This is a genomic window from Gammaproteobacteria bacterium (genome assembly GCA_013696315.1).
Classification (GTDB): domain Bacteria; phylum Pseudomonadota; class Gammaproteobacteria; order JACCYU01; family JACCYU01; genus JACCYU01.
Map to the genome: position 1 here is coordinate 1 of JACCYU010000159.1, position 22,372 is coordinate 22,372.

Consider the following 22,372-nt stretch of genomic DNA (forward strand, 5'->3'; position numbering starts at 1 on the left):
CGGAGCAGCACAGCAGGCACGGGAATACAGCCCGAAAACGCGCCCGGGAAGGTGAACCGACGCCGCGCTAACGGCGTGTATCTCACTTGCGTCAGAGGCAACACCAGGGCGCCCGGAGTGCGCTTCGCTTCTTCCGGGCTACAACGATTTTTTTTGACCACGCAACAGGAAAAAACCATGCAAACCAAACACAGTACCGGCAATAGCATTCAATACGACCACGTCGTGGCGGCATGGCGGGAGCAGTTGGTTCAAGCCTTAAATGATCCAGCATTCAAGCAGCGACTTGTAAATCACGAACGTGAGCTGTTGCCCCGGTTCGCGGCGCAGTACACGAAGTTGCAGACCTTGCCCCGCCGTGCGCGTCGGGCGATGCAGCGGCAGTGGAAGCGATCCTTGGCCGGCGTGGCGCTGCTGTTGGCGCTGGGTCAGACACCGGCGCTGGCCGCCACGATCAATATCGGCGGCGGAGGTGGGCAGACCAGCGCGCCCATCAAGGTCTGCTCCTTGGTAGACGCCATCACAGCGGCCAACACGGATACCTCCACCGGCGGCTGCCCGGCTGGTAGTGGTGCGGATACGATCGTGTTACCCAAAGGCAGCACGCAGACACTGACGGCGATCAACAATTCGGAAGCTGACCAGTACGACCGCTTTTTTTCTGGTCCAAACGGGCTGCCTCTGGTAACCAGTGCGATCACGATCCAGGGCAATGGCGCGACGATCAGGCGGGCCAGCAGCGCGCCGGAGTTCCGTATTTTCGCCGTGGATTTTGATGGCAGGCTGAGTTTGCAACGAACCAGGGTAAGCGGCGGAAAGACTCCTGACGGCGGCGGCGGTATAGCCAGCGCCGGCAGGGTCATCTTATCCAGCAGCACGATCTCCGGTAATTCAGCCTCGGGCGGCGGCGGCGTACTCAACTTGGGTACCCTTACCGTCACTAGAAGCACGATATCAAATAACTCTTCCGCCGCCGGTGGTGGTGGTGGTGGTGGCGTGCGGAGCGATGGCGAGGCGGGCGGAGGTAATCTAACCATTATTAACAGCGCCATCTCGGGCAATTCCGCCAAGGGAAGCTCCGGAGGCGGGGTGTGCATCGATTACGCCACACTTACGGTCACCGGTAACACCATCTCGGGCAATCGCGCAACCGGCGGCAGAGGCGGCGGCGTAGAAAGCTTTCAGAGCGACCTCACTTTGACCAACAGCACCATCTCGGGCAATTCCGCAAATGGTATCGGCGGCGGTATCAGCATTACTCTAGGCAATAATCAATGATGATTCCCTGACCAACGCCACCATCACACGCAACTCCGCCTCGCAATCGGGCGGCGGTATTTATATTTATGCAACTGATCTCACGCTGCACAAAACGTTAATCTCGGGCAATACCGCGCCCAAGGCGCGGGAAGTGGATAGCAGTAACTACGGCACCGTCAATGCCAACGACTTCAACGTCTTCGGGTTCAACCGCAACGCAGGACTTTCGGGCTTTAAAAAAGGCGCCACCGACATCGTACCCAGTGTAGGTCTCGCGAAAGTTCTAGACACCACCCTCGCCAACAACGGTGGGCGAACCAGAACCCATGCATTGCCCGCGGGCAGCCCGGCGATCGATTCGGTCAGCGACGGCACCTGCCCGCCTCCGAGGACAGACCAGCGCGGCGTAAGAAGGCCGCGGGATGGCAATGGCGACGGCGGCGCGGCCTGCGACACCGGTTCATTCGAGCGTTGAGAAACATGGCGCGTAGGCTCGGATGAGTCAGCGAATCCCAGCTATTCAAGATAAACGTCGGCAAAGGATTGCCGACCTACCACTACAGCGCTATACCTCGTCTGGTGAGCAACTTGCGCAAGCGTAAGTCGTCATCCCGCCGACCGCCTGCCCTTCAATTGCTAAACAGTTGTGCGGGGAGAAGAATCAGATAAGGCAGCACGGCGGTGATTACGCGCTCGTTGGCGGTAAACACGCGACGCTCACCGAAACCGTTACCGGTTTGATTGCGCACCTCTACCCGCTTCTGAGACTCTCGACCAGCCACATTACCTTAACGCCGAGTGCCGCGTAATTATCGGCTTTGGCGTTGCGGTCATAGATCGCCGATCCAGGCGATACGACTTCGATCACGAGATTGGCCGTGGTGCGATGACCTGGATCGAGTCGCGCTTCCAGTTCAGCCGAGACATAGAACTGGTCAGGCTCAAAGTAGGTGCTCGGGCCCGTCCACATGGCGGCGCGGGGACGTATAGCGTTCCTTGAGTGCCTGTCGAGCGCAGGCGAGCGGATAGTAATTCATTAAGGCGCGGCCAGTCAGGCGGCGGCGTCATGTAGAGCACTCCCGCGATAAGTTCGAGCTTGGAGCGGTCAGGCGGATCGGGTAGCCGCCAGAATTCATCGAGCGTGTAGGTCTTGACCAACGGCGAAGTGCTGACCGAGGTCATGTCGATCTCCTCAAGCAATGGCGTGGTCATATTAATTCCTAACATTGCCGCGGCGTCATTTTCGCTGCGCCCCCTGTACACAAAGAGCCGTTGCGATCCAGCCAATCTCGGAAAGTAAATACATACCTGCCCCAGGCGTTGCCAGCCCGCGCAATGTTGTATAGCGATTCAAGCGCCGCTGTGCGGCGGAAATCTATTATCACCGGCGAATGTTCGAATCCGTATGCAATCGGTGGGTACGCCGGCCGTAAGCTCTCCCGTGTGAAGAAAGAGACAGCGGATGTGACGGAAGTGCATTAGTTCAGAATTTCTAAAAGGCGAAAAAAAGGAGGTCAGCATGTAAGCGTAGCCATAACTACAGTTCATTTTTTTCTGCGTTCTCCCGTCATTACGGGAACCTGATAGTAACAACCGCAAGAGTCTGCACATCCAGTCGTGGCATCTGCCCTCAAAGTCTGAACCCGGGCATGGGGGGCGTATTGGCAGCGCCATCGTCGCTACTCCGGCGGTTGCGTCGGACGTGCGGATAAACAAGCGCCGAACGGCGTGGTCATTCATCGGCGTCAGCTACGCTTGTTCGCGGCCAGCCGGCGCCCTCGCTAGTAGCCTAATTGCTTGGGGTAAATTCAGTGAAAACTCAATGTTCAGTATTGTTTGTCAGCGCGTTAATGCTGGCCTCTTCGGCTAACGCCGCTGTTCTGTATAGCGACAATTTCGACGCACAGTCTTTCTCCGGCTGGCGACCTTCCGGTAACAGCACGGCGAAGATCGTCAATTCTCCGATCCGTGGCGGCAACTATGCGGCGGAGCTTAAACTCGACCGGCTCAATGACAAGGTCTCATACCGCACCGAGCTCACCCTGCAAAATCCAAAGTTCGACATCGGCAAGGAATACTGGATCGGTTTCAGCAACCAGATACCGACTTCCGGGGGCGACGGTTTTTTCGCCTTCCAGATACACAAGCGTCCCGATGCCGGGGATCAGGGCGGCCAACAGCCGATACTCCTGAGAGCTAACTCGAGCGGCTACCGTATCGACGTTAATTACGATGCGAACGCCACGACAACTGCTTCGACACAGGGTAGCAAGATCTTCAGCGCGGGCAGTCTGAGCAAAGGTCAATGGACCGACTGGGTGATCCATGTCGATTTTTCGTTTGGCAGCGACGGACTGCTCGAGATATGGAAGAACGGCAGCATGATCGTTAACTACCATGGGCCCAACTGCTACAACGACGCGCTCGGCCCTTATATGAAAGTCGGCATTTACATCCCGGGGTGGCGGAGTCGCTCGGGTGCCACGGCGTCCGATCAGCGCACCATCTATTACGATGAGGTTACCGTGGGCGACGCAGCGGCCGGCTACAGCGGCGTCGCGCCATAGCGCGATTCATGATCCTTATCGAACGGACTGACTAAGTAATAACCTCAAAGGGCGGGCGCATTACAAGGACGCAATCCGCCCCGGGGCGTGAACGGTCAGCGGTCCGTCGGGATGGCATACTTCTCCATGCGATAACGCAGCGCCATGCGGGTAACGCCTAACCGCCGCGCGGCCTCCGACACGTTGCCGTCCGCGCGTTGCAGCGCCTGTCTGATTAGCTGATATTCGGCGGCTTCCAGAGTCATGTCCTCAAGCGCTTCGCCGACCTCCGGCTGCTGGTCATGGTGCGCGTCGCCGCTTTCCAGGCTCATGGCCGCGAGGGTCAGGCGTCGGCCGTCACTCAGTAACACTGCGCGTTCGACCAGATGCTGAAGCTCCCGCACATTGCCGGGCCACGTGTAGTTGCACAGCGCCGTGACCAGTTCCTGAGATATCTCCGGTTCCGGCAGCCCGTAACGGTGCGCGGTCTGTTTCGCAAAATGGCGCGCGAGCAGCACGGGATCGTCGCCTCGTTCCCGCAGCGGCGGCATGGTCAGGGTCAAGACCTTCAGCCGGTAGAACAAATCGGAGCGAAAGCGTTCCTGTTTGACCATCTCCGCCAGATTGCGATTCGTGGCGGCGATAAACCATGCCGGCACGCGCCGTTCGCGGCTGCTGCCCACCTGCCTGACCGTACGGCGTTCGAGCACCGTCAGCAATTTCGATTGCAGTTCCAGCGGCAGTTCGGCGATCTCGTTCAAGAATACCGTGCCGTCCTCGGCGGCGACGACCAGGCCGGTGCGCGCGGTGTGTGCGCCGGTATAGGCGCCCTTCTCGTGACCGAACAGCTCCGCTTCGATGAGGTCCTTGGGCAGCGCGGCGCAATCCACGTGTACAAACGGACGCTCACGACGGCTGCTTGCCAGGTGCAACAGCCTGGCCGCCAGATCCTTGCCGCAGCCGGTTTCGCCCAGAATCAAAACGGTAGGCGGTGAGTCGCTCGAATTGGCGGTAATCGCACCAATACGCTGAATCTGTTTGCGCAATTGTACGATTGCGTCGCTTTCCCCAAGCAACGTCGCGGACTCCAGCGCCCGGCCGTCGCGTTGCCGCGAATATTCAAGGCTCTGCCGCACCTCCACCTGCCTGAACACCTTCTCGACGATCACCAGCAATTCGTCCAGATCCACCGGCTTTTTCAGGTAATCCAGCGCTTTGAGTTTTAATGCCGCGACGGCGTCCTCCAGTTCACCGTACGCCGTCATCACCACCACCGGAATATCCGCGCTATCGCGCTCTCGCAACTGCTCCAGAAAATCCAGCCCGGAGCCATCCGGCAAGCGCATGTCCAGTAGAATCAGGTCAGGTGTAGCACGCGTAATCTGCTCACGCGCGGTTGCGAGCGTGCCGGCGACATCGCTGACATAACCTTCCTTGCGAAAGCGCTTGGCAATGGCTTTGGCCAGCATCGCCTCGTCTTCCACGATGAGTATGTGGACTTCAGAGGCAGCACCTCCGTTGGAGGGCTCGGCCGCAGACGTTTTTTCTTCGAGGGTCATACGGATTCAATTTCAATGGAATCGTTCGTTGGCAGCGACAAGCGTACGCGCGTACCGCCGCCGGGCGCCTGCTCAAACACAATCCTGCCGCCGTGCGCCTGACTCACCTTGAACGCGAACGGAATGCCGAGCCCGGTGCCGAAGCGCTTGGTCGATGGCACCGGCGCCAGCCCTTTAGGATCGGGATTCATCGGCATACCGGGGCCCTGATCGTCGATGATCAACGTGATCTCACCTGCCGACGACACGATCGCAAGCCCGATCTCCCCGCCCGGCGGCGAGGCGTCGGCGGCATTGTTGATCAGCCCGTGAATCGCCTGTTCCAGCAGATCGGTATCGACGAGTAACGCCTGATCACGCCGCCACGCAGAACGCCTGATAGTAAGCTTTTTTGCCTCGAGCTTCGGCTTGAGCGGCGCCAGCGCGCCCTCCACCACGGCGGCGAGCGTGGTGCGCGTCTTGTGCGGTTTTAATGGATGCAGATAGGACAGCAGCGATTTGATCCAGCGTTCCAGGCGATCCACCGTGTCGATGATCTCCTGCCGCGATTCCCGCAAATCCTCCGCGTCATCCACGTCGTCCATCACCTGCGCGGTAGCTCGAATGCAGGCCAGCGGATTGCGAATGTTGTGCGCCACCACTGGCACCAGCGCGCCCAGCGCGGCCTGCTTTTCGCTTTCCACGAGCGCATCACGACTCGCAGCGAGCTCGCTCGCCATGTTATTGATCGAGCGCGCTACCACGGTCACTTCATCCACACCCCAGGTCGGGATGCGATGGTCGAGTCGGCCTTCGCTGATACGCTTGGCGCCCGACACCACCTCACGCATCGGCGCCACGAAACCGCGCCGGAAACTGCGGTGCGAGAAAAACAGCAATGCCGCCGCCAGCAGGATGGGCGCGGGAATCAGAATGGGCGCCAGCCGCGTCCAGTATTCGATCGTCTGCTCCAGCGCCCGGCGCTGTCGCGCAATGATTTTCGAGAATTCCAGAAAAGCATCTTCGAAATTGCCCAGCATCATCCGGTCGTAAGCCGGGTCCAGGAGCTTTATGCGCTCTGTCACACTGACTGGGGACGCCAGAAACTGATTCATCTCCGCCTGCATCAGGCTGTACGACTGCTGCATGGAGTCGATGGCGCGCGTCTCGGCCACGGAATCGGCATGCTGTTGCAATGCGTAGAAATGCTTATCGATGAGATACAGGCGATGCCAGTATTGATCCAGCGCATTGGGATCACCGCCCGCGCCGGAACGGGTGATTTCCTTGAGCTGCCGGTACAAATCCCCGCGCACCAGCTGCGCCTCGATCAGCAAGGCGTTGATGCGCACCGATTCCTCCGAGGTCTGCTGCCAGAAATACGCCCACAAGCCGCCGATCGCCCCGGTGATAATCACCAGCAGCAGAAAGCTCGTCTGATAAACGAGCAGCAGTTTTTTTAGCGACCGTGTGCGGATCATTAACTGACGATGCATTAGCTAATGAAGCCGTGATCCGCGGCCGCTTCTCAAGCGCACAAACTTTGGCATAAGGGCAGTATACTCAAGAGCGGGTGTCGATCGACCGCTCCCTTGCGCACGCGATTCCCGCCTCGTTAACGCGATTAGGCACCGAAGCGCATACTGAAGTGGTTGTTTTCAATCATACAGGTGGTTTATATCAACCGATAACCTGTGGTTGCTTTCGGGATCGAACCTGCTCCGGTAGTTGGGCCATAGGCTGAAATTCCTATAACTTGTTATTTATTCAGAGCTTGTTTATGCCGCATCATCCATTTAGTACGTCTGGCACGCAATCTGCTCTAATTGGGGACATAGTGAAGTTGTGGCACTATCCGGCTTCAGTTATGTAAGAGGTAACAAACGCCAGTAATTGCTGGCAGATTCAACCTTCAACCCAAGTGGAGATAAACTCATGAAGTGGACAACCCCAGAATATAGCGACGTACGTTTTGGTTTTGAAATCACGATGTACATCAACAACCGGTAATGCCTCCGGTAACCGGGGACTGCAAAGTCCCCGGTTCTTTTGGCCCATCGGGACCGACACCCGTAATATCACCGGCCACGAAACAAGGCGTACGGTTCAGTCCTGAAGCGTACCGCCATCATTATGTAGCAACCCTTCGAGCTCCGACCCGCCGCGGCGCAGGTTCGCATTTACGCTCGATCTCAACCTTCTCTTCCCGCCGCACCGATCCAACGATTAGATTGCGGGCAACGACATGTGCCCTGGCCAGCCGCCAGAGCAATTGTGGAGCCTGAGCAATGAGGAGAAGATGCCGTGAATGAGGTTTCCGCTCGCGATCCCAAGCCGGGGATGCCATTATGGCTGCTGGCCGAACTCACCTACGCCTGCCCACTGCAATGCCCTTACTGCAGTAACCCGCTAGACATGGCGCAGCAAGGCAAGGAGCTGGATACCGACACCTGGCTGAGGGTTTTGCGCGAGGCGCGCGCCATGGGCGCGACGCAGCTGGGACTATCAGGTGGGGAACCGTTGTTACGGCGCGATCTTGAAGTAATTATCGCCGAGGGCCGCAAGCTCGGATTCTATTCGAACCTAATTACGTCGGGTATCGGCATGGATGAGGAGCGCGTAGAAACGTTTCGGCGCGCCGGCCTCGACCACATCCAGATCAGCTTTCAGGCAAGCTCGCAGGAACTCAACGATTTCCTGGGCGGCACGCACTCATTCGAGCGCAAGCTCGAAATGGCGCGCGCGGTCAAGCGGCACGATTATCCAATGGTGCTTAATGTGGTTCTGCACCGCCACAACATCGAGCAACTGGACCAGATTCTGGAAATGGCGATTTCCCTGGATGCGGATTATGTCGAGCTGGCCAACACTCAGTATTACGGCTGGGCGCTGCATAACCGCGAACAGTTGCTGCCGACGCGCGAGCAACTGCAACATGCGGAAGTTGTCGCCAATGAGTACCGCGAGCGCCTCAAGCAGCGGATGAAAATCTACTACATCATCCCGGATTATTACGAGGAGCGACCAAAAGCCTGCATGAACGGCTGGGGTAACGTATTTCTCACCATTACGCCGGATGGCACCGTCCTGCCCTGCCACGCGGCGCGACAATTGCCTGGGCCTGAACTTCCCAATGTTCGCGACGCGAGCATCGAATGGATCTGGCGCGACTCGCCCACGTTCAATCAGTTTCGCGGCTTCGACTGGATGAAGGAACCTTGCCGCAGCTGCCCGGAAAAGACCCGTGATCTCGGCGGTTGCCGCTGTCAGGCCTACATGCTCACCGGCGATGCGGCGAATGCCGACCCGGTATGCAGTAAATCACCGCATCACGAAACCGTGCTGGATGCTCTCGCGCGCGCCAACAGCGCGGAGTCCAGAGGCAATCCCAAACCTCTGGTATTCAGAAATCCGCGCAACTCGAAGCAGATTACCGCCGAGCAGCGGGCGACGCCGGAACATGCAAACTAACGATACGCTCGCCTGACGCTTTCAACCGACGAGGCGAGTCGCCATCTGATCGAATACCTGCACCAGCACTTTACCGATCGCTGGGTCATTCGCGACATGCCCACCGGCTTCCACAACACGTAACTCTGATCCAGGCAGCGCGCGATGCGCCGTCCACGCGGATTCCAGTGGACACACGAGATCACGCTGGCCGTGAACGATGGTGCAGGGTTTGTCGTTTAAAACTTCGAAATCCAGCGGCACGCCCTCGCCGCCCAGAAAAAATTTGTAATGGGCGTAGTGATTGACGATCGCCGCGCGGCGGTGGATTTCATCCGCATCCATGCTGCCGGCTTTATTATTTCTCGTCGGCATAAATTGCCTGACCACCCGTGTTTCCCAGGCGTTCCAGCCACGCGCGGCGGCCATTTGTACGCTCTGTTCCGGCGCGTGCAGCAAGCGATGGTACTCGGATACCGGACTCGCGCGCTCCGGCTCAGGAAGATGCTCGATGAACGACGCGTAGTCTTGCGGGAACAGGCGCCCGACGCCATCCTTGCTGTAAAACCAAGCCAGATCGCGCAATCGCGCGAGGAACGTGCCGCGCAGCACCAGCGCTGCAACGCGTCGCGGCCACCGCCTTAAATAAAGCAGCGCCAGGGTAGCGCCCCATGAGCCGCCATACAGCAACCACTGTTCGATATCGAGGTGCGACCTTAATCGCTCCAGGTCCGCGAGCAATGCCTGCGTATTGTTATTCTTCAGGCAACCGGCGGGGTGCGAGCGCCCGGCGCCACGCTGATCTATCAGCACGATTCGGTAAATGGCTGGATTAAAGAAGCGCCGATGACTGGGCGCGCAGCCCGAACCCGGGCCGCCATGCAGAAACAGGACGGGAATGCCGTCGGGATTTCCGCACTGTTCGTAGTAAAGCCTATGCGGCTGCTCCACATCAAGCATACCCGACGCGTACGGCTCTATTGCAGGATAGAGATACTGATCTGACACGAAAGAAGTTTCACGATGAACGATCCGCCCCTTCAGGCAGGAGTCGGCGCGCGACTCGCCATGCCGCGCTGCGGGTCGTAACCATATACCGAGAGCACGAAAAACACGATTCCGCTGCCCACAACTACGGCCAGACTGATTGCGTTGAGCTGACCGTAGAGCGCGAAGCGGATCAGCTCGATTGTGTGCGTGAAGGGATTGAACCGCGCAAGCGTATAAATGATTTCGGCGCCGGACGCATCCAGCTTCCGCAGGGGGTAAAGCGCCGAAGAAATAAAGAACATCGGGAAGATGACGAAATTCATGGTGCCCGCAAAGTTTTCCAGCTGCTTGATATGCACAGACAGCAGCAGGCCCAGCGAACCCAGCATCATACCGCCCAGAACGAGGGCCGGCAGGGCATAAAGCCAGCCGATCATTGGAATGTCCACATCGAACAGCACGCACAACAGCAAGAACGCGTACGCCTGCAATACAGAGAGCAATGTCCCGGCCATGAGCTTGCACAGCAACAGATACCAACGGGGCAACGGCGCCGTCAGCAGCAACCGCATCAGGCCCATTTCACGATCGTAAACCATCGACAGCGAAGACTGCATACTATTGAACAGCAGCACCATTCCGAGCAGGCCGGGCGCGATGTAGACCTGGTACTCGACTTGAGCATCGTAAGGCGGAACGACGGCCACGCCGGACATGTGCTGAAAGCCAGCCGCGAATACAATCAGCCATAACGCGGGACGCACCAGCGCAGAAATCAGACGCCCTTTCTGATGCCAGAATTTGGTGACCTCGCGGCTGCCCAGCGCCTGCATGCCCCGCAGCGCGTGCATAGGCGTCATGAGCGCGCTCCGTTGATATCAGATGGGACGACAACCCAGGCATACGCCCCGCAACGTTGCGTGCGCCTGATGACAACCCTTTTTAGACACGTGTTCGGCGTCCACCGTCGCAATGCATCCATGCTACCGCTCACCGCTCTTCTCTGGACTAACGCCAGTCATGCTCAGGAATGCTTGCGACAAGCTGCCGGCGCGCGTGTCGCGCAGCAATTCCGTCGGCGTCTTCGCCGCCAGCAACCGCCCCTGATGCAACACCAGCACTCTGTCCGCCTGTTCCGCCTCGTCCACCAGATGCGTGGCCCATAACACGCCCATGCCGCGCGCGGCGCAGAGTTCATGGACATAGCTGACCAGCGAGGAGCGCGAAGCGGGATCGAGACCCACCGTCGCTTCGTCCATCAACAGCACGTTGGGGTCGTGCAGCAGCGCGCGCGCGAGCTCGATCTTACGACGATTACCACCGCTTAACGCCCGACAGGATTCCTCCGCCCGGCCTTCGAGACCGAGACGTTGCAACTCTACCTCGATGCGCGTGCGGGCGCGTTCCCTGTTCAGGCCATGCAGCCGGCAGTGAAACAGCAGATTGGCGCGCACGCTCATGTCCATATCGAGGGTAGGCTGCTGGAACACCACACCGATGCCGGCCAGGGCGTGGATGGGTTTGCGGCGGATGTCATGGCCGCGAATGTGAATGTCGCCGCTATCCGCGACGAAGAGTCCGGTCAAAAGCTGGAACAGGGTCGTCTTGCCCGCGCCGTTCGGGCCCAGCAGGGCGACAAACTCGCCCGTGTCCACGTGCAGACTGACGTTGTCCAGCGCCTTGCGCGCGCCGTAGGACTTGCTGGCGGATGCGACCTTCAGCACCTTTTCCCGCGCCTGGGTAGCGCACATGGCCGCGCCGGTATCGTTCAAGCGCCGCGCCTTTCGATCACTTCACCCGGTGCCACGGTCACCTCGCGGGCGACCCGATTGTGAAGCCGCGCCAAAAAGTGCCGGGACTTAACGAAGTGCTGGACCCCACGAGTTCGCTGCCGCCCTCGCGCGCCAGTATCGCGAATACCTGCTTCGCGGCCTCGATTTCCGCATTGCCAAAGTGCAGCGGAATGCCCTCCCGGTACGCCTTTCTTAACGCCTGCAATGTCGCTTCGTCCCGCGCCTGGGTGAGCGGTGCGATGCGCTCCCATTCCTGCTCCGACTCAGCCAGAATATGCTTGGCGGCGTAGGTCGCGCGCAAAAACCCCTGCGCCAGCGTCGGGTTCTTCACAGCCCAGTCTTCGCTGAACACCCACACCAGCAGCGGCACCGGTTCTTCAACCCCCAGCTCGGCTAACGCCTCATCGATGCCGATCAGCGGCTTCATGCCAGCCGCTTCAAGCCGCGCCGCGTAATGCCAGTAGTTAATCAACGCGGGCAAAACACCCCTGAGCGCCAGTACGTTCAGCAGCGGCGGCGCGGCATAAGTGGGCTCCACCATGTCCGCCAGGTCTTCGTTAAGTGTTTGACGCGCGTAGGCGCGCAGCAACAGCCAGCTCTTGTCGACCGGACCGCCAGCCACACCCAGCTTCCTGCCGGCCAGGTCCGCGAGCACGTCGATGCCCGCGTCGGGCCGCACCAGCAGCGCACCTTCCGTAAGGGAATACGGCACGGCCGTAAAGTTCCGGTTGGCGGCACGCTGCCGGGACACCCAGATCCAGTCGCCCACCACCATGTCGATATCACCGCTTCGCAGCGCCACGTTCAGCGCACTGGTGGAACTGAGCGGCACGATTTCCATTTCCACGCCCTCGCGCTCGGCGAGCCCATGCTGCGCCACGACATCCAGTTCCCACGATACCGTGCCGAAATGCAGCACACCTACCCGCACTGGCTCGAGCTCCCCGGCCCGCGCCGCGCCGCAAACAATCAACAGAAAACAAATGACGAAAACCGCCTCAAAAAGATGGCGCAAAAACGGCCGCGCAAGATCAAAAGGCGCGATCATGCGAACAACGGCGAGGCTCATTGGCAGGGTCGGCTGTTTAGACGTACCGAATGTGGACACGACACTGTGCACAAAATTCACTACTTGAGTCAGGGCAGACGACCGCCGCATGCGGGAAAGCATCCGGGTCGCGCGCCGCCGCATGACACTCTTCACGTTCTCTCCGCATAGCCTGTCAGCTCCACGTAACCCATGCCGCTGACTCGGTCAGTGCCGCACAAGCCCGTAACATCGACCGCGCCTTCCCAGTAGCGCACCAGCACGTCCAGCTCCTGATCGGCCATGATGGGCGTGACGATTAAACGGCAGTCGCACGCAGGTATTGTCAGCCGCCAGCGCGCCGGGTAGCGACCACCGCGCGGGCTGGACCAGTGCGCCAGCGTTTCGATCCGCACGTCGCTGGCGACCAGCGTAACGCTGTTGCCGAGCGCGTCAACCCAGACACCGCCGCTGTTGGGATCAGTCGCATCACGCGTGTCACGCAGGCGATAAAACATGATATCGGCACCATCGTTCAGTTGCAGCGCGAACCAGTCCCAACCCTGCTGATCGTCCGCGAGCGAGCCGCTGCTCCACTCCCTATCCAGCCACGACAAGCCGTTGAGGTCAATGATCTCACCATCCAGGGTGAGCGTGCCGACGGTGCTCAGACGCGTGAAAGAGTAATAATACGATGCATGACCTTTCGCGCTCTTGCGGTCCAGACCACGATTACCCTGCAACACCAGCGGCTTTTGTGGCGACAGCGCCAGCGCCAGCCGCCAATTGCCGGCGTTGGCTTCCAGCCGCCACGGAAAACCACCGCCTGGGCGCGCCGCGACTCGCCAATCTTCCAGCCATACTCGAAACGGCGCGGTCCGCGCGCCCGCCAGACCCATCGCGCCGCGGCTGAAACGCTCGTAACACTCGAACCGATGCTCTTGCCGGTCGGTTAACGCGAGGTGCGCGGTATAGAGCTGATCGGTGCGCCACGCCGACCTGCCCGGCGTCTGGTTGGGGCTTAGCGCAATACGGAACAGGGTCAGCTCATACCCGAAGCGTCGGCCATCGGCGGCCTGTAAGTTGCCCGTGAAATACCACCACTCCTGGCGGAAATCCGGATGCGCGCCAAAGTCGGCCGGAAACCGGAAGCGGCGCGCCCGATCCGCCTGCGCATAGCCCGCGCTGTCGCCGAGCACGCCGGCAAGATCGTTTTCGTGCACGGGCGGCGCCGTATCACGGTCGGTAAAGAGAACGCGCAAACTCAGCGTTATCAGGACAATGAGCAATCCGCATATAATCAACCGGACCCGCGCCATTTATTCCGCCCGCAATCCTGCCGCAGGGCGCGAGGTCGCCGCCTGGAAACCGGGATAGATACTGGCCGCCAGTGCCGCGGTGAGCGCCAGCGCCAGCGTCTGCAACAGCGCCTCTGGCGCGATTGAGACTGGCATGCTCCAGCCAAACGACCGCCGATTGATCACCTCGATCAATACCAGCGACATTACCACCCCAAGCGGCATTGCCAGCAGGCCCGTGCATAAGCCCAGTAATCCGGCTTCGCCCGTAATCAGCACGACGATCTGGCCTTGTGTAAAGCCGGTCGCGCGCAACACCGCGAACTCCTTGCCGCGTTCCAGCAGCAGCGCCATGAACGCGCTCAAGACACCCACCACGGCGACCACCATAGTCAGCACTCGCAACACCTGCGTGATCGCGAAAGTACGGTCGAAGATCGCCATCGTCTGCGCGCGCAACTCGCCGGTGGCGCGGACCAGCACCGGCTGCAAACCTTGGACCGCGGCCCGCAATCGCGCCCGCACCTGACGCGCGGCCACGCCCCCGCTTAACCGAACGCCAAGCGAGGAGACGCTGCGGTCCCGCCACCAGCGCGCATAAAGCGCGCGCGACATCGCCACCACACCTTGATCCGAGCCGTAATCATAGAACATGCCGGCAATCCTGAAGCCCCGTTTGCCATGGTCGGTTCGCAACACGATGAAGTCGCCCGGCACCCGTTGATGTCTATACGCATAAGGTTCGGAGACTAGGACCGCTGTCCCGCGTCTGAACGCACGTCGCGCGGCGTCCGGATCGCCGGCCTTGAACATAAAGCCGAGCCGCGCGGATGGCGAGTTTTCGATCACGTGTAAGCGGGCTTCATGCGCGCCTGTCCGCACCGTGACCCAGCGGTGCGCTTCGACATCCGCGACGCCTTGTACGTTTGCGATCCGCCGCACGAGTCTCTGCGACAGTACCGACTCTGCGCCTTCTACGTCGGATGAGGGCGTGATCACATAGAGATCGGCGCGCAAGGTCGCGCCCAGCCAGGCGGCGACCGAGCCGCGAAAGCTGTCGATCATGATTGTTACGCCAGCCACCGCCGCCACGGACACGACCAGCGCTGCGCTCGCCACGGCGGTGCGGCTCAGACTGGCTTGTGCGCCGCGCGCGGCGAGGCGGCCCGGCGATCCGAACCAGTAAGCAAGCGGAGCTTGCGCCAGTTGCATCATGGTGGCCACCGCCGCTGGTGTGACCAACGCATAGCCCGCACTGACCAGCAGTAGCGCAACAAATCCGAGCCACAGCGACTGACCCGCGGTCAATAGCACGGCGCCTGCAAGCATGATCGCCACACCCGCCGGCGCCAGCCACCTGACCAGCCGTCGCGCACCGCGCTCCAGGTGCGAGCGGGTGCGCGCCTCCAGCGGTGTTGCGCGCGCCGCTTCCAACGCCGGACCCATCGCGGCCAGCAGACTGGCGCCGATACCGAGCGCAGCACCCTTGGTCAGGGTGCCCGCATCGACAGCCCAGGTGTTGACGCTGAATGTAAAGTACAGATCGTTGATCGTGCGGGTGACCAGCGCGAGCAGCCCCTGCGCCAGCACCGCACCGCCCGGCAGGCCGATAGCCACCGCGAGCAGGCTCAACCCCACCGCCTCCACCAGTATCAGACGGAAGATCTGTGTCCGGCCCGCGCCCAGCATCCGCAGGTTCGCGATCAGTCCACGGCGCCGAAAAACCGAGAGGCTCATGGTGCTGTAGATCAGGAACATGCCGATCAGCAGCGCCAGCAGACTCATCGCTGTCAGATTGGTGGCGAATGCGTGCGTCATCTGCGTCATGGCCTCGCTGCGCGCGGCGGCGCGTTCGACCCGGGCATCCGCCGGCAGCAACGCACCAATTCGCGCGCGCAGGCGCTCACCCTGCAAGCCCGCGGGCAGCCTCAGGTCGATACCGCTCAGACGCCCGAACCGGTCCAGCAGCGTCTGCGCCGTGGCGATATCCGCGATCATCAGGCCGTCGATCGCCGCCTGCGGCTGGGCGGCATGAGCCAGGTGCGCGAGCAGCTGAACCGATCGTTTGCGGCCACTGGCCTTGACCTTGAATCGGTCGCCGGTTGCAACACGCAGACGCTCGCCGGTCGCGCGTGACATCAATACGGCGCCCGGTTCCGTAATCAGTTGGTCGATCGGAATATCGCCACCGAAGGTAACGTATTTGCGGATAGGCGCCTCCGCGATGGGATCGACACCGAGCAGCCGCAGGGTTTCGCCGCGCACCTCGACGAACCCCTCCAGCACCGGCGCGCTGTTCCGCAACGCCAGCCTGACGCGCAGTTTTCGATAGAGCGCCTCATCCAGCCCGTGCGCGCCGCCAGTGATGCGATGCGTGGCGCGGCCTGAAGCCGCTTCTATGGAACCCCGGAAAGAACGCTCCGCGGCGCTGGTCGCGCCGTCGACCGCGACCACCATGGCTACACCGACCGCGACGCCGGCGACGGCCATACCAAGCTGCCAGGGGTAGCGGAGCAGATAGCGCAGGCTCGCCCGCACCAGCAAGGTATCAGCGTAGGAAACCAACCAGAACAATTACGTAAAGAGATCGGTCCCCGCGGTTGAAAGCGCTGCTGGGAGACGCAGCACGGAAACGGAGGGCAGGCTCGCGCCGCATGCATGAGCCTGACAGAATCGGCCGCTGGGGGCGCACGCGTACGGGCGGCATGTGGTTCGCTCCCCTGCCCACTAAACCGGCCGCAGGCGACCGTCAGCCATCAGCAGAACACGGTCGGCCAGCGCCGCGAGTTGCTCGCTGTGGGTCACCAGAATCAAGGTCGCGCCCGCGGCGCGGACTAGGCTGTCCAGCAGCGCCGCGACGCGTGCGCCGCTGTCCGCGTCCAGATTGCCGGTCGGCTCGTCCGCCAGAATCAACCGTGGTTTATGCACCAGCGCGCGGGCTAAAGCGATCCGCTGCTGCTCGCCTCCGGACAGCACGTCGGGATAGCTGTCGGTGCGATCCGCCAATCCGACTTGCGACAGCATCGCCTGCGCCTGATCGCGCGCACGCGGCGGCCGGTGACCATTCAACGCCAGCGGTAGACACACGTTTTCGAGCACGGTGAGGGTTGGGATCAGATTGAATGATTGATAAATGAAGCCGATATGGGAGCGCCTGAACACGGTGCGCTCCCGCTCGGAAAGACCGGTAACGGTCTGACCATCGATCTCGATGCTGCCTGCATCGGGACGATCGATGCCGCTGATCAGATTCAGCAACGTGGATTTGCCGCAACCGCTCTGCCCGACCACCGCCGCGAACTCGCCCTGGGCAAACTCGACACTCAGATCATTCAGCACCGCGCGTGCGCGTTCACCTTCAACGTAACAGCGGCTCACACCGCGCAAACATACGAATTCAGAGCCTTGCACGATAATCGAATCAAGAGCGTTGACGACTGCGCAGCGGTGGTAAGGCGCCGAAGATAATCTCAGGCGCGACGGTTAAGTCTGCGCCGTCGGATCGCGCCATTCAAGCCGCACCGCCAAAGGACTTTGCCCCGTGGAAACGCGATAGTAACAAGCCGCCTTGGCCGCGAACTCCTCTAGCGACCGCGCGGCCGATGCCGTAGCCCCGCGCGCGAGCGATCCCGCTCTCGCGCGGCTTGAGTTGATTTGTCAGCGGCCGGTTAACAGCGTATACAACCAGCACGTCGTCCGGCCGGCCCGACGACGGACGCCCGGATTCAACTAAACGCATGCGTATCGCTCTCCAAAACACGCTGGCGCTGCTGGCGCTGTATTTAGTTCTGGTAATCTGCCTCATTGTTGTGCTCCGGGCTGAACTTGGCGCTGCGCTGTTCGACCGTATTTACGCCAGCGTGCTGCTGGCGGCGCTCAGCGGGCTCGGATCCATAATCCTCATTGGCGCGTTGCTGCAGGTGCAGTTGAAACGCATGAGCGCGGGGCTGGCGGCGCTGATGGAGGCCGTGGCAAACGGCGACACCGAGGCGTTGAGGCAGCGGGACGATGAATTTTCGGCCGTGCGTGATGCCGCCAACAGGTTAGGGAACGAAATCACGGCGGCGCGCGACAAGCTGGACGCGGTAGCCAATGTTTTCGATGTTGGTGTCATCCTGATATCGCCGGACGGCTCCCCTGACTATATCAACCAGACCGCACGCCAGATCCTCATCTGCAATCGCGTGCAGGATTTCGCGGCGCGCTTCACCGAAATGTATGTGAAACTGAAAGAGGCCATCGACAAAGTATGCCAGGGCAGCGGGGGGGGGAGAGACTGACCAATATCGAATTAACTGTCGGCAAGGCCGGTGTTACTAAACGGCTGCGGGTGGAATTGCAAGCGCTCGGCTCTGCCGATAACCGGGGTTGCCTGCTTATCGTAGAGGATCAAGATCTGATTGATGCGCTGGACGAGGATCTGCGCGCGGCCACGCAGGCGCGCGGCCTGTCCCGCCTGTATGCGGCCGCAGCGCACGACCTCAAGGCGCCGCTCAACGCCATGAACCTTAACATGGAGATGCTCAAACGCAGCCTCGATGCCGATGACGCCAACGCCCGCCCGCGGCGGGAACATTATCTCAAGGTAATAATTCAGGAATCCGCACGGCTGAACCGATTGCTCAACTCACTGCTGGAGCAGAGTGCGCCGGCCGCGGAGGGTCGCACCACGGTCGACCTTGTGCGGCTCATCGACGAGCTGGCGACCTTGCTGACGCCGCAGGCGCGTCACCAGCAGGTCACGTTCGACGTTAGTCTGCCGATTGACGCCGTGCGGATATTCGGTAACGCGGGTCAACTCAAGCAGGCTTTGCTGAACATTATCCTGAACGCGCTGGAATGCGTGACGGAAAACGGGCGCGTGGGGGTCTCGCTCCGCACCGAGGCATCTTCAGCGTTAATCGAGATCGAAGACGACGGGGCCGGCGTCCCTGCGTTACTGCAACCCAGCATCTTCGACATGCACTTCACCACCAAAGAGACCGGCACCGGTATCGGTTTGTATGTCGCGCGAGCGGTGATCGAACGGCATGGCGGCGAAATCCAGCTTCAATCCAGATCAGGCGCGGGTACCCGATTCATTCTGTCATTGCCGTTGCATCAGCGAGCCTCACCGCCGGCCAAGATGCGCCTCCCGAAATTAACCCTACGTCCGCGCGATAGCTTTCCGGTCGCGCCGGCGCAACGTAACAGACCGGCTTGCAGATGATGCCCCCCATTGCGCAATGAACCAAGGGCGGTCATGCCGCCACGCGCTGGCACGATCGATGCGCATACTGGTTTACACGTGGTTAAGTTAGCGGCAAAAAGCTTTCTGACTGCATCAAAGGGGGGTAAAACTATGAAAAAATCAACTCATAAGACTGGAGCCGGCTGGTTGCTGGCCATCACTGTGTCGGTCGCTGGCGTCACTGCTCAGGCACGCGATCACGCAACACCCGTCGCGCAGGAAAAGGCGCAGGCCATCGGAATGCACGGCTTTACCGAGCAAAAGCTGGACGCGTTCGCCTCCGCATATGTAAAAATAGCCGATATCTACAATCGCCATGCCCCGCAGGTCAAGGAGGCGCGCAATTCTGAAGAGGCCTACAGCGCGCAAATGTTGATTGAGGATCAGATGTCGCAAGCCATCAGGGAAGAAGGGATGAGTCCCGACGAGTACAATCGTGTTGTTCGCACGATCAATCAGGATCCGCATCTGGGTCAGAAGGTGGCGCAGAAAATCCGCACCCTTCAATAGGCTGAATATAACAGAGGGGCAATGTCAGCGCCGGGTAACGGTTTGGCGGCTCAGGTCGTCGTGTTACGGTGACAGGAAAAGCATCGGGTAATCAAGATGCTGGATATCGGGAATGGCGCGCCGTTGGGAATCGGCGACAGGCAGTCAACCATATCGACGCACAACTTCCGGCTGGCTGGCATCTCCACCGGCCTGAACCTGAACGACCATATCATTGATCGCGTCGGCCACAATTTGCGGATGATCTTCCGGCGAGAAGTGACCCCCCTTGAAGATGTATTGAAGCGTCGCATCCAAGTCTCGCGCAAAACGAAAACCGTAGCGCACCGGCAGGATGCGATCCCTGGCGCCCCAGATTACGCATTTGGGCGCGGCAATCTGCTGAAGAGCCGTAATCACGTTCCGGGTATCACGCAAGTGCAGGTCCTTCGCCTGCCGGACGAATGCGCGCGGACCGTCCTCCGCGTAATACGGCCAGTATAATGCAAACGCCTCATCCGCCGCGGCGCGAGTGACATGGGAAATTCGCATCAACCGGCGGAAGGCGAGGCGGAACAGGAATTTGGGCAGGCGCTCGACGAGTCGCGGAAACCGTCGCGTAATGTTGACCGCAGGCGTAGGCCAGGCGTCGTAACCAACGCTGTTGACCAGCACCAGCCCCTGACACACCGCCGGCTTGCGCTTGAGCGCGACCTGCAGCACGCCGCCGCCCAGCCCGTGACCTACAAAAATCGCGCGCCGGATCCGCAACGCCCGTAGCCAGTCGAGCAGATAGACAGCCTGTTGCGCCACCGAAATGTTGCGTCGCGCACCCTGCGACATTGAGTTCCCGTAGCCTACAAGTTCCCACGCAAGGCAGCGAGCGCTCGATACTTTCGGCATGACATTACGCCACAGCATGGGCGAGGTCGCGAGACCATGCACCATGACCACGGGAAGCCCCTCACCGGACTCCCGCCAGTTCATCCATAAGCCATTGACGTCACGATGCCGGCGTTTCATGCTTTCTCCGGTTCTCGTTAAGGTCTCCATCGACCGACTTGTCGTAATTAGGCAAGCTTCATACCACTGTGGCAGGTGCATGAATGTCTGATTTCCACTTCTACGGCGCGTACATTCAGCGGTGAAACATAGGCATGACCTCATACCATGTAGAAATTACCCCATGATGTGCAAAATCGGATGCACGATTCACGCGGTCATGGTTAAGCTGAGCGTATCGATGTCCAGACAAGCCGGCTCATGAATGACCGCGCGGCTCCGAAACCATTCACTGTGGCTGATGCCGGAGGAAGCTGCGCGCGCACGGCTGGACCGCATCATTGAAGACCTGAGTAACACACACCGCACGCCCCGCTTCCATGCGCATGTGACGCTGCTTGCGCGCGTTTTGCAGCCGGCGCACGATGTGGTGGCGAAAACCCAAGCGCTGGCAATTGCCGGAAAACTACCGCAATTGTCGCTTACTCTGGGCAGCCTCGCGATGACCAATGCCTATTTTCTCAGCCTTTTCGCAATCGTGGACCCCGGTGATTACTTGCTCGCCGCCCACGAGCGTTTAAAAAGCTGCTTCCACGTGCAGTCAATCGGCGCGTTTACGCCCCATCTCAGTCTGCTCTACGGCAAGCTCGCGGAGGTGGACAAACATGCGATCGTCGCGCGGCTGCACCGTCGTTATCCAGAACGCTTCACCGCGCGCGAAATCGCGGTATTCGATACCTCGGGCGCGCCGGAGCACTGGCGGCAGGTCGGGTCGGTTGCGCTCACGGAACCTTGACCCGACCGTACGCATCAAGCCGGGAAATCTGAAATCGGGAATATCGATGCCGCGCCGCCCGCGGCTCAGGCCCACAGTTCACGTATAAGCCGCAATCGCTTCGCCAAGCTCGTCCGGCGTGCCGATATCAAGCGCCCGACCCGTCGCGAAGCATTCCGCTTCAACCGACAACCCATCGTCAATCGCGGCCTGTATTACGTCGCCAATGAACAATTCCCGCGACGGCGTGGACTGTCGGCTCAAACGCGCGGCGAGATGATGGTGCATGAATTCGGAAAAAACCGGCGTCCACACCGCCGTCATCCAGGTGAAGCGCAGCTCGGTGGCAAACGGCTTGACGACGATTCGCCGCACGCGCCCGTGCTCGTCGATATCTACCAAGTCGCATTTCCGCGGACGACTCGCCGGAAAGAGACCAAGCACGACCGTGGCGCCGGTGCGGGTTTGACGCGCGAGCAGGCTGGCGTAGACATCGACAGGCTCAAACAGAATATCCGGGAACCCGAGCGCCACGCGCGCATGGCGCACGAACGGCCAGGCCTGATCCAGTGTATACGGCGTGCCGAACGGCGCCCCCATCAATAGATAAGCCAGATCCATGGAGAGCCAGGCGCCGTCGCCGAAATAGGCCGGAATATCCCATTTCCCGGCGCGCAGGATGATAAACACGCGCCGCACGCCGGCAACCCGCAGCCGCTCCAGCAGGTAGTGACTGACGACCTTCGGCGTGCGCGCGGGATCGGTCTGAAAACCGATCGGATAGAGTTCCTTGCTGCAGGGCAGCCGCCCAAGGCGCGTCGCCTGCCCGCCTGCCGGAATCAATCCGATAACGTCGTCCTGCGGCTCGGTCATGACGCATGATCAGAGCTGCTGACGACGCGGCCCGGCGCCCGCTGCCCACGCGCTAATACGGATATAGCGGCTCCCCGCGTCGCGTGCGAATGTACTTGCGA

At 60.5% G+C, this 22,372-nt stretch carries 21 protein-coding genes; 9 read left to right on the forward strand and 12 right to left on the reverse strand.

Going from position 1 to position 22,372, the window contains the following annotated elements:
• The first annotated feature begins 177 nt into the window (after positions 1–177).
• The gene (locus tag H0V34_09430; GenBank protein ID MBA2491902.1) at positions 178–1,278 is read left to right on the forward strand and encodes a hypothetical protein; all 1,101 of its coding nucleotides are present in this window, start codon (positions 178–180) and stop codon (positions 1,276–1,278) included.
• A gap of 133 nt (positions 1,279–1,411) precedes the next feature.
• A complete protein-coding gene (locus tag H0V34_09435) occupies positions 1,412–1,735 on the forward strand; it encodes a hypothetical protein (protein MBA2491903.1) in 324 nt (107 codons plus the stop codon).
• A 276-nt stretch (positions 1,736–2,011) separates the two neighbouring features.
• Here the strand turns inward: H0V34_09435 and H0V34_09440 are convergent, their stop codons facing one another.
• Positions 2,012–2,230 (reverse strand): Uma2 family endonuclease, encoded by a 219-nt coding sequence (locus tag H0V34_09440; GenBank protein ID MBA2491904.1) that lies wholly within the window; start codon positions 2,228–2,230, stop codon positions 2,012–2,014.
• Positions 2,231–3,110: 880 nt separating this feature from the next.
• On the opposite strand from H0V34_09440, the gene H0V34_09445 reads away from it, so the two are divergent.
• The gene (locus H0V34_09445) at positions 3,111–3,827 is read left to right on the forward strand and encodes a heparin lyase I family protein (protein MBA2491905.1); all 717 of its coding nucleotides are present in this window, start codon (positions 3,111–3,113) and stop codon (positions 3,825–3,827) included.
• Between the two features lie 95 nt (positions 3,828–3,922).
• Here the strand turns inward: H0V34_09445 and H0V34_09450 are convergent, their stop codons facing one another.
• On the reverse strand, positions 3,923–5,365 hold the full coding sequence (locus H0V34_09450; protein MBA2491906.1) for a sigma-54-dependent Fis family transcriptional regulator: 1,443 nt from the start codon (positions 5,363–5,365) through the stop codon (positions 3,923–3,925).
• Positions 5,362–6,825: a HAMP domain-containing histidine kinase gene (locus H0V34_09455; GenBank protein ID MBA2491907.1), complete on the reverse strand. Its 1,464-nt coding sequence runs from the start codon at positions 6,823–6,825 to the stop codon at positions 5,362–5,364. Before H0V34_09455 ends, H0V34_09450 begins: the two co-directional genes overlap by 4 nt.
• A gap of 454 nt (positions 6,826–7,279) precedes the next feature.
• Between H0V34_09455 and pqqA the strand changes: the two genes are divergently transcribed.
• Positions 7,280–7,354 carry a pyrroloquinoline quinone precursor peptide PqqA gene (pqqA, locus tag H0V34_09460; GenBank protein ID MBA2491908.1) on the forward strand — a complete coding sequence of 25 codons (75 nt, stop codon included), beginning with the start codon at positions 7,280–7,282 and terminating at the stop codon, positions 7,352–7,354.
• Between the two features lie 330 nt (positions 7,355–7,684).
• Complete coding sequence (gene pqqE, locus H0V34_09465) at positions 7,685–8,815, forward strand: pyrroloquinoline quinone biosynthesis protein PqqE (GenBank protein ID MBA2491909.1); 1,131 nt, start codon at positions 7,685–7,687, stop codon at positions 8,813–8,815.
• A 21-nt stretch (positions 8,816–8,836) separates the two neighbouring features.
• Here the strand turns inward: pqqE and pip are convergent, their stop codons facing one another.
• From pip to H0V34_09500, 7 genes are all read right to left on the reverse strand, one after another.
• Complete coding sequence (gene pip / locus H0V34_09470) at positions 8,837–9,754, reverse strand: prolyl aminopeptidase (protein MBA2491910.1); 918 nt, start codon at positions 9,752–9,754, stop codon at positions 8,837–8,839.
• Positions 9,755–9,834: 80 nt separating this feature from the next.
• Positions 9,835–10,644, reverse strand: coding sequence for an ABC transporter permease (locus H0V34_09475; GenBank protein ID MBA2491911.1), 810 nt, complete (start codon positions 10,642–10,644; stop codon positions 9,835–9,837).
• Positions 10,645–10,767: 123 nt separating this feature from the next.
• A complete protein-coding gene (locus H0V34_09480) occupies positions 10,768–11,535 on the reverse strand; it encodes an ATP-binding cassette domain-containing protein (GenBank protein MBA2491912.1) in 768 nt (255 codons plus the stop codon).
• Between the two features lie 58 nt (positions 11,536–11,593).
• Positions 11,594–12,625 (reverse strand): ABC transporter substrate-binding protein, encoded by a 1,032-nt coding sequence (locus H0V34_09485; GenBank protein MBA2491913.1) that lies wholly within the window; start codon positions 12,623–12,625, stop codon positions 11,594–11,596.
• A 152-nt stretch (positions 12,626–12,777) separates the two neighbouring features.
• Positions 12,778–13,923: a carotenoid 1,2-hydratase gene (locus H0V34_09490; GenBank protein MBA2491914.1), complete on the reverse strand. Its 1,146-nt coding sequence runs from the start codon at positions 13,921–13,923 to the stop codon at positions 12,778–12,780.
• Positions 13,924–16,476 (reverse strand): ABC transporter permease, encoded by a 2,553-nt coding sequence (locus H0V34_09495; GenBank protein MBA2491915.1) that lies wholly within the window; start codon positions 16,474–16,476, stop codon positions 13,924–13,926. It lies immediately after the preceding gene.
• A 153-nt stretch (positions 16,477–16,629) separates the two neighbouring features.
• Complete coding sequence (locus tag H0V34_09500) at positions 16,630–17,313, reverse strand: ABC transporter ATP-binding protein (GenBank protein MBA2491916.1); 684 nt, start codon at positions 17,311–17,313, stop codon at positions 16,630–16,632.
• Positions 17,314–17,639: 326 nt separating this feature from the next.
• On the opposite strand from H0V34_09500, the gene H0V34_09505 reads away from it, so the two are divergent.
• From H0V34_09505 to H0V34_09515, 3 genes are read left to right on the forward strand one after another with little or no spacing between them, the layout of a single operon-like run.
• Positions 17,640–18,182 carry a hypothetical protein gene (locus H0V34_09505; protein MBA2491917.1) on the forward strand — a complete coding sequence of 181 codons (543 nt, stop codon included), beginning with the start codon at positions 17,640–17,642 and terminating at the stop codon, positions 18,180–18,182.
• Positions 18,152–19,111: a HAMP domain-containing histidine kinase gene (locus H0V34_09510; protein ID MBA2491918.1), complete on the forward strand. Its 960-nt coding sequence runs from the start codon at positions 18,152–18,154 to the stop codon at positions 19,109–19,111. The genes H0V34_09505 and H0V34_09510 overlap by 31 nt, the downstream gene beginning before the upstream one ends.
• Before the next feature lie 33 nt (positions 19,112–19,144).
• Positions 19,145–19,642, forward strand: coding sequence for a DUF4168 domain-containing protein (locus H0V34_09515; GenBank protein ID MBA2491919.1), 498 nt, complete (start codon positions 19,145–19,147; stop codon positions 19,640–19,642).
• A 144-nt stretch (positions 19,643–19,786) separates the two neighbouring features.
• Here H0V34_09515 and H0V34_09520 read toward each other — a convergent pair whose 3' ends face one another.
• Entirely contained in the window at positions 19,787–20,644 is an 858-nt protein-coding gene (locus tag H0V34_09520; protein MBA2491920.1) for an alpha/beta fold hydrolase, read from the reverse strand.
• A gap of 244 nt (positions 20,645–20,888) precedes the next feature.
• On the opposite strand from H0V34_09520, the gene H0V34_09525 reads away from it, so the two are divergent.
• On the forward strand, positions 20,889–21,419 hold the full coding sequence (locus H0V34_09525; protein ID MBA2491921.1) for a 2'-5' RNA ligase family protein: 531 nt from the start codon (positions 20,889–20,891) through the stop codon (positions 21,417–21,419).
• 78 nt (positions 21,420–21,497) lie between these two features.
• Here H0V34_09525 and H0V34_09530 read toward each other — a convergent pair whose 3' ends face one another.
• Positions 21,498–22,271 carry a dTDP-glucose pyrophosphorylase gene (locus H0V34_09530; protein MBA2491922.1) on the reverse strand — a complete coding sequence of 258 codons (774 nt, stop codon included), beginning with the start codon at positions 22,269–22,271 and terminating at the stop codon, positions 21,498–21,500.
• Positions 22,272–22,372 lie beyond the last annotated feature (101 nt).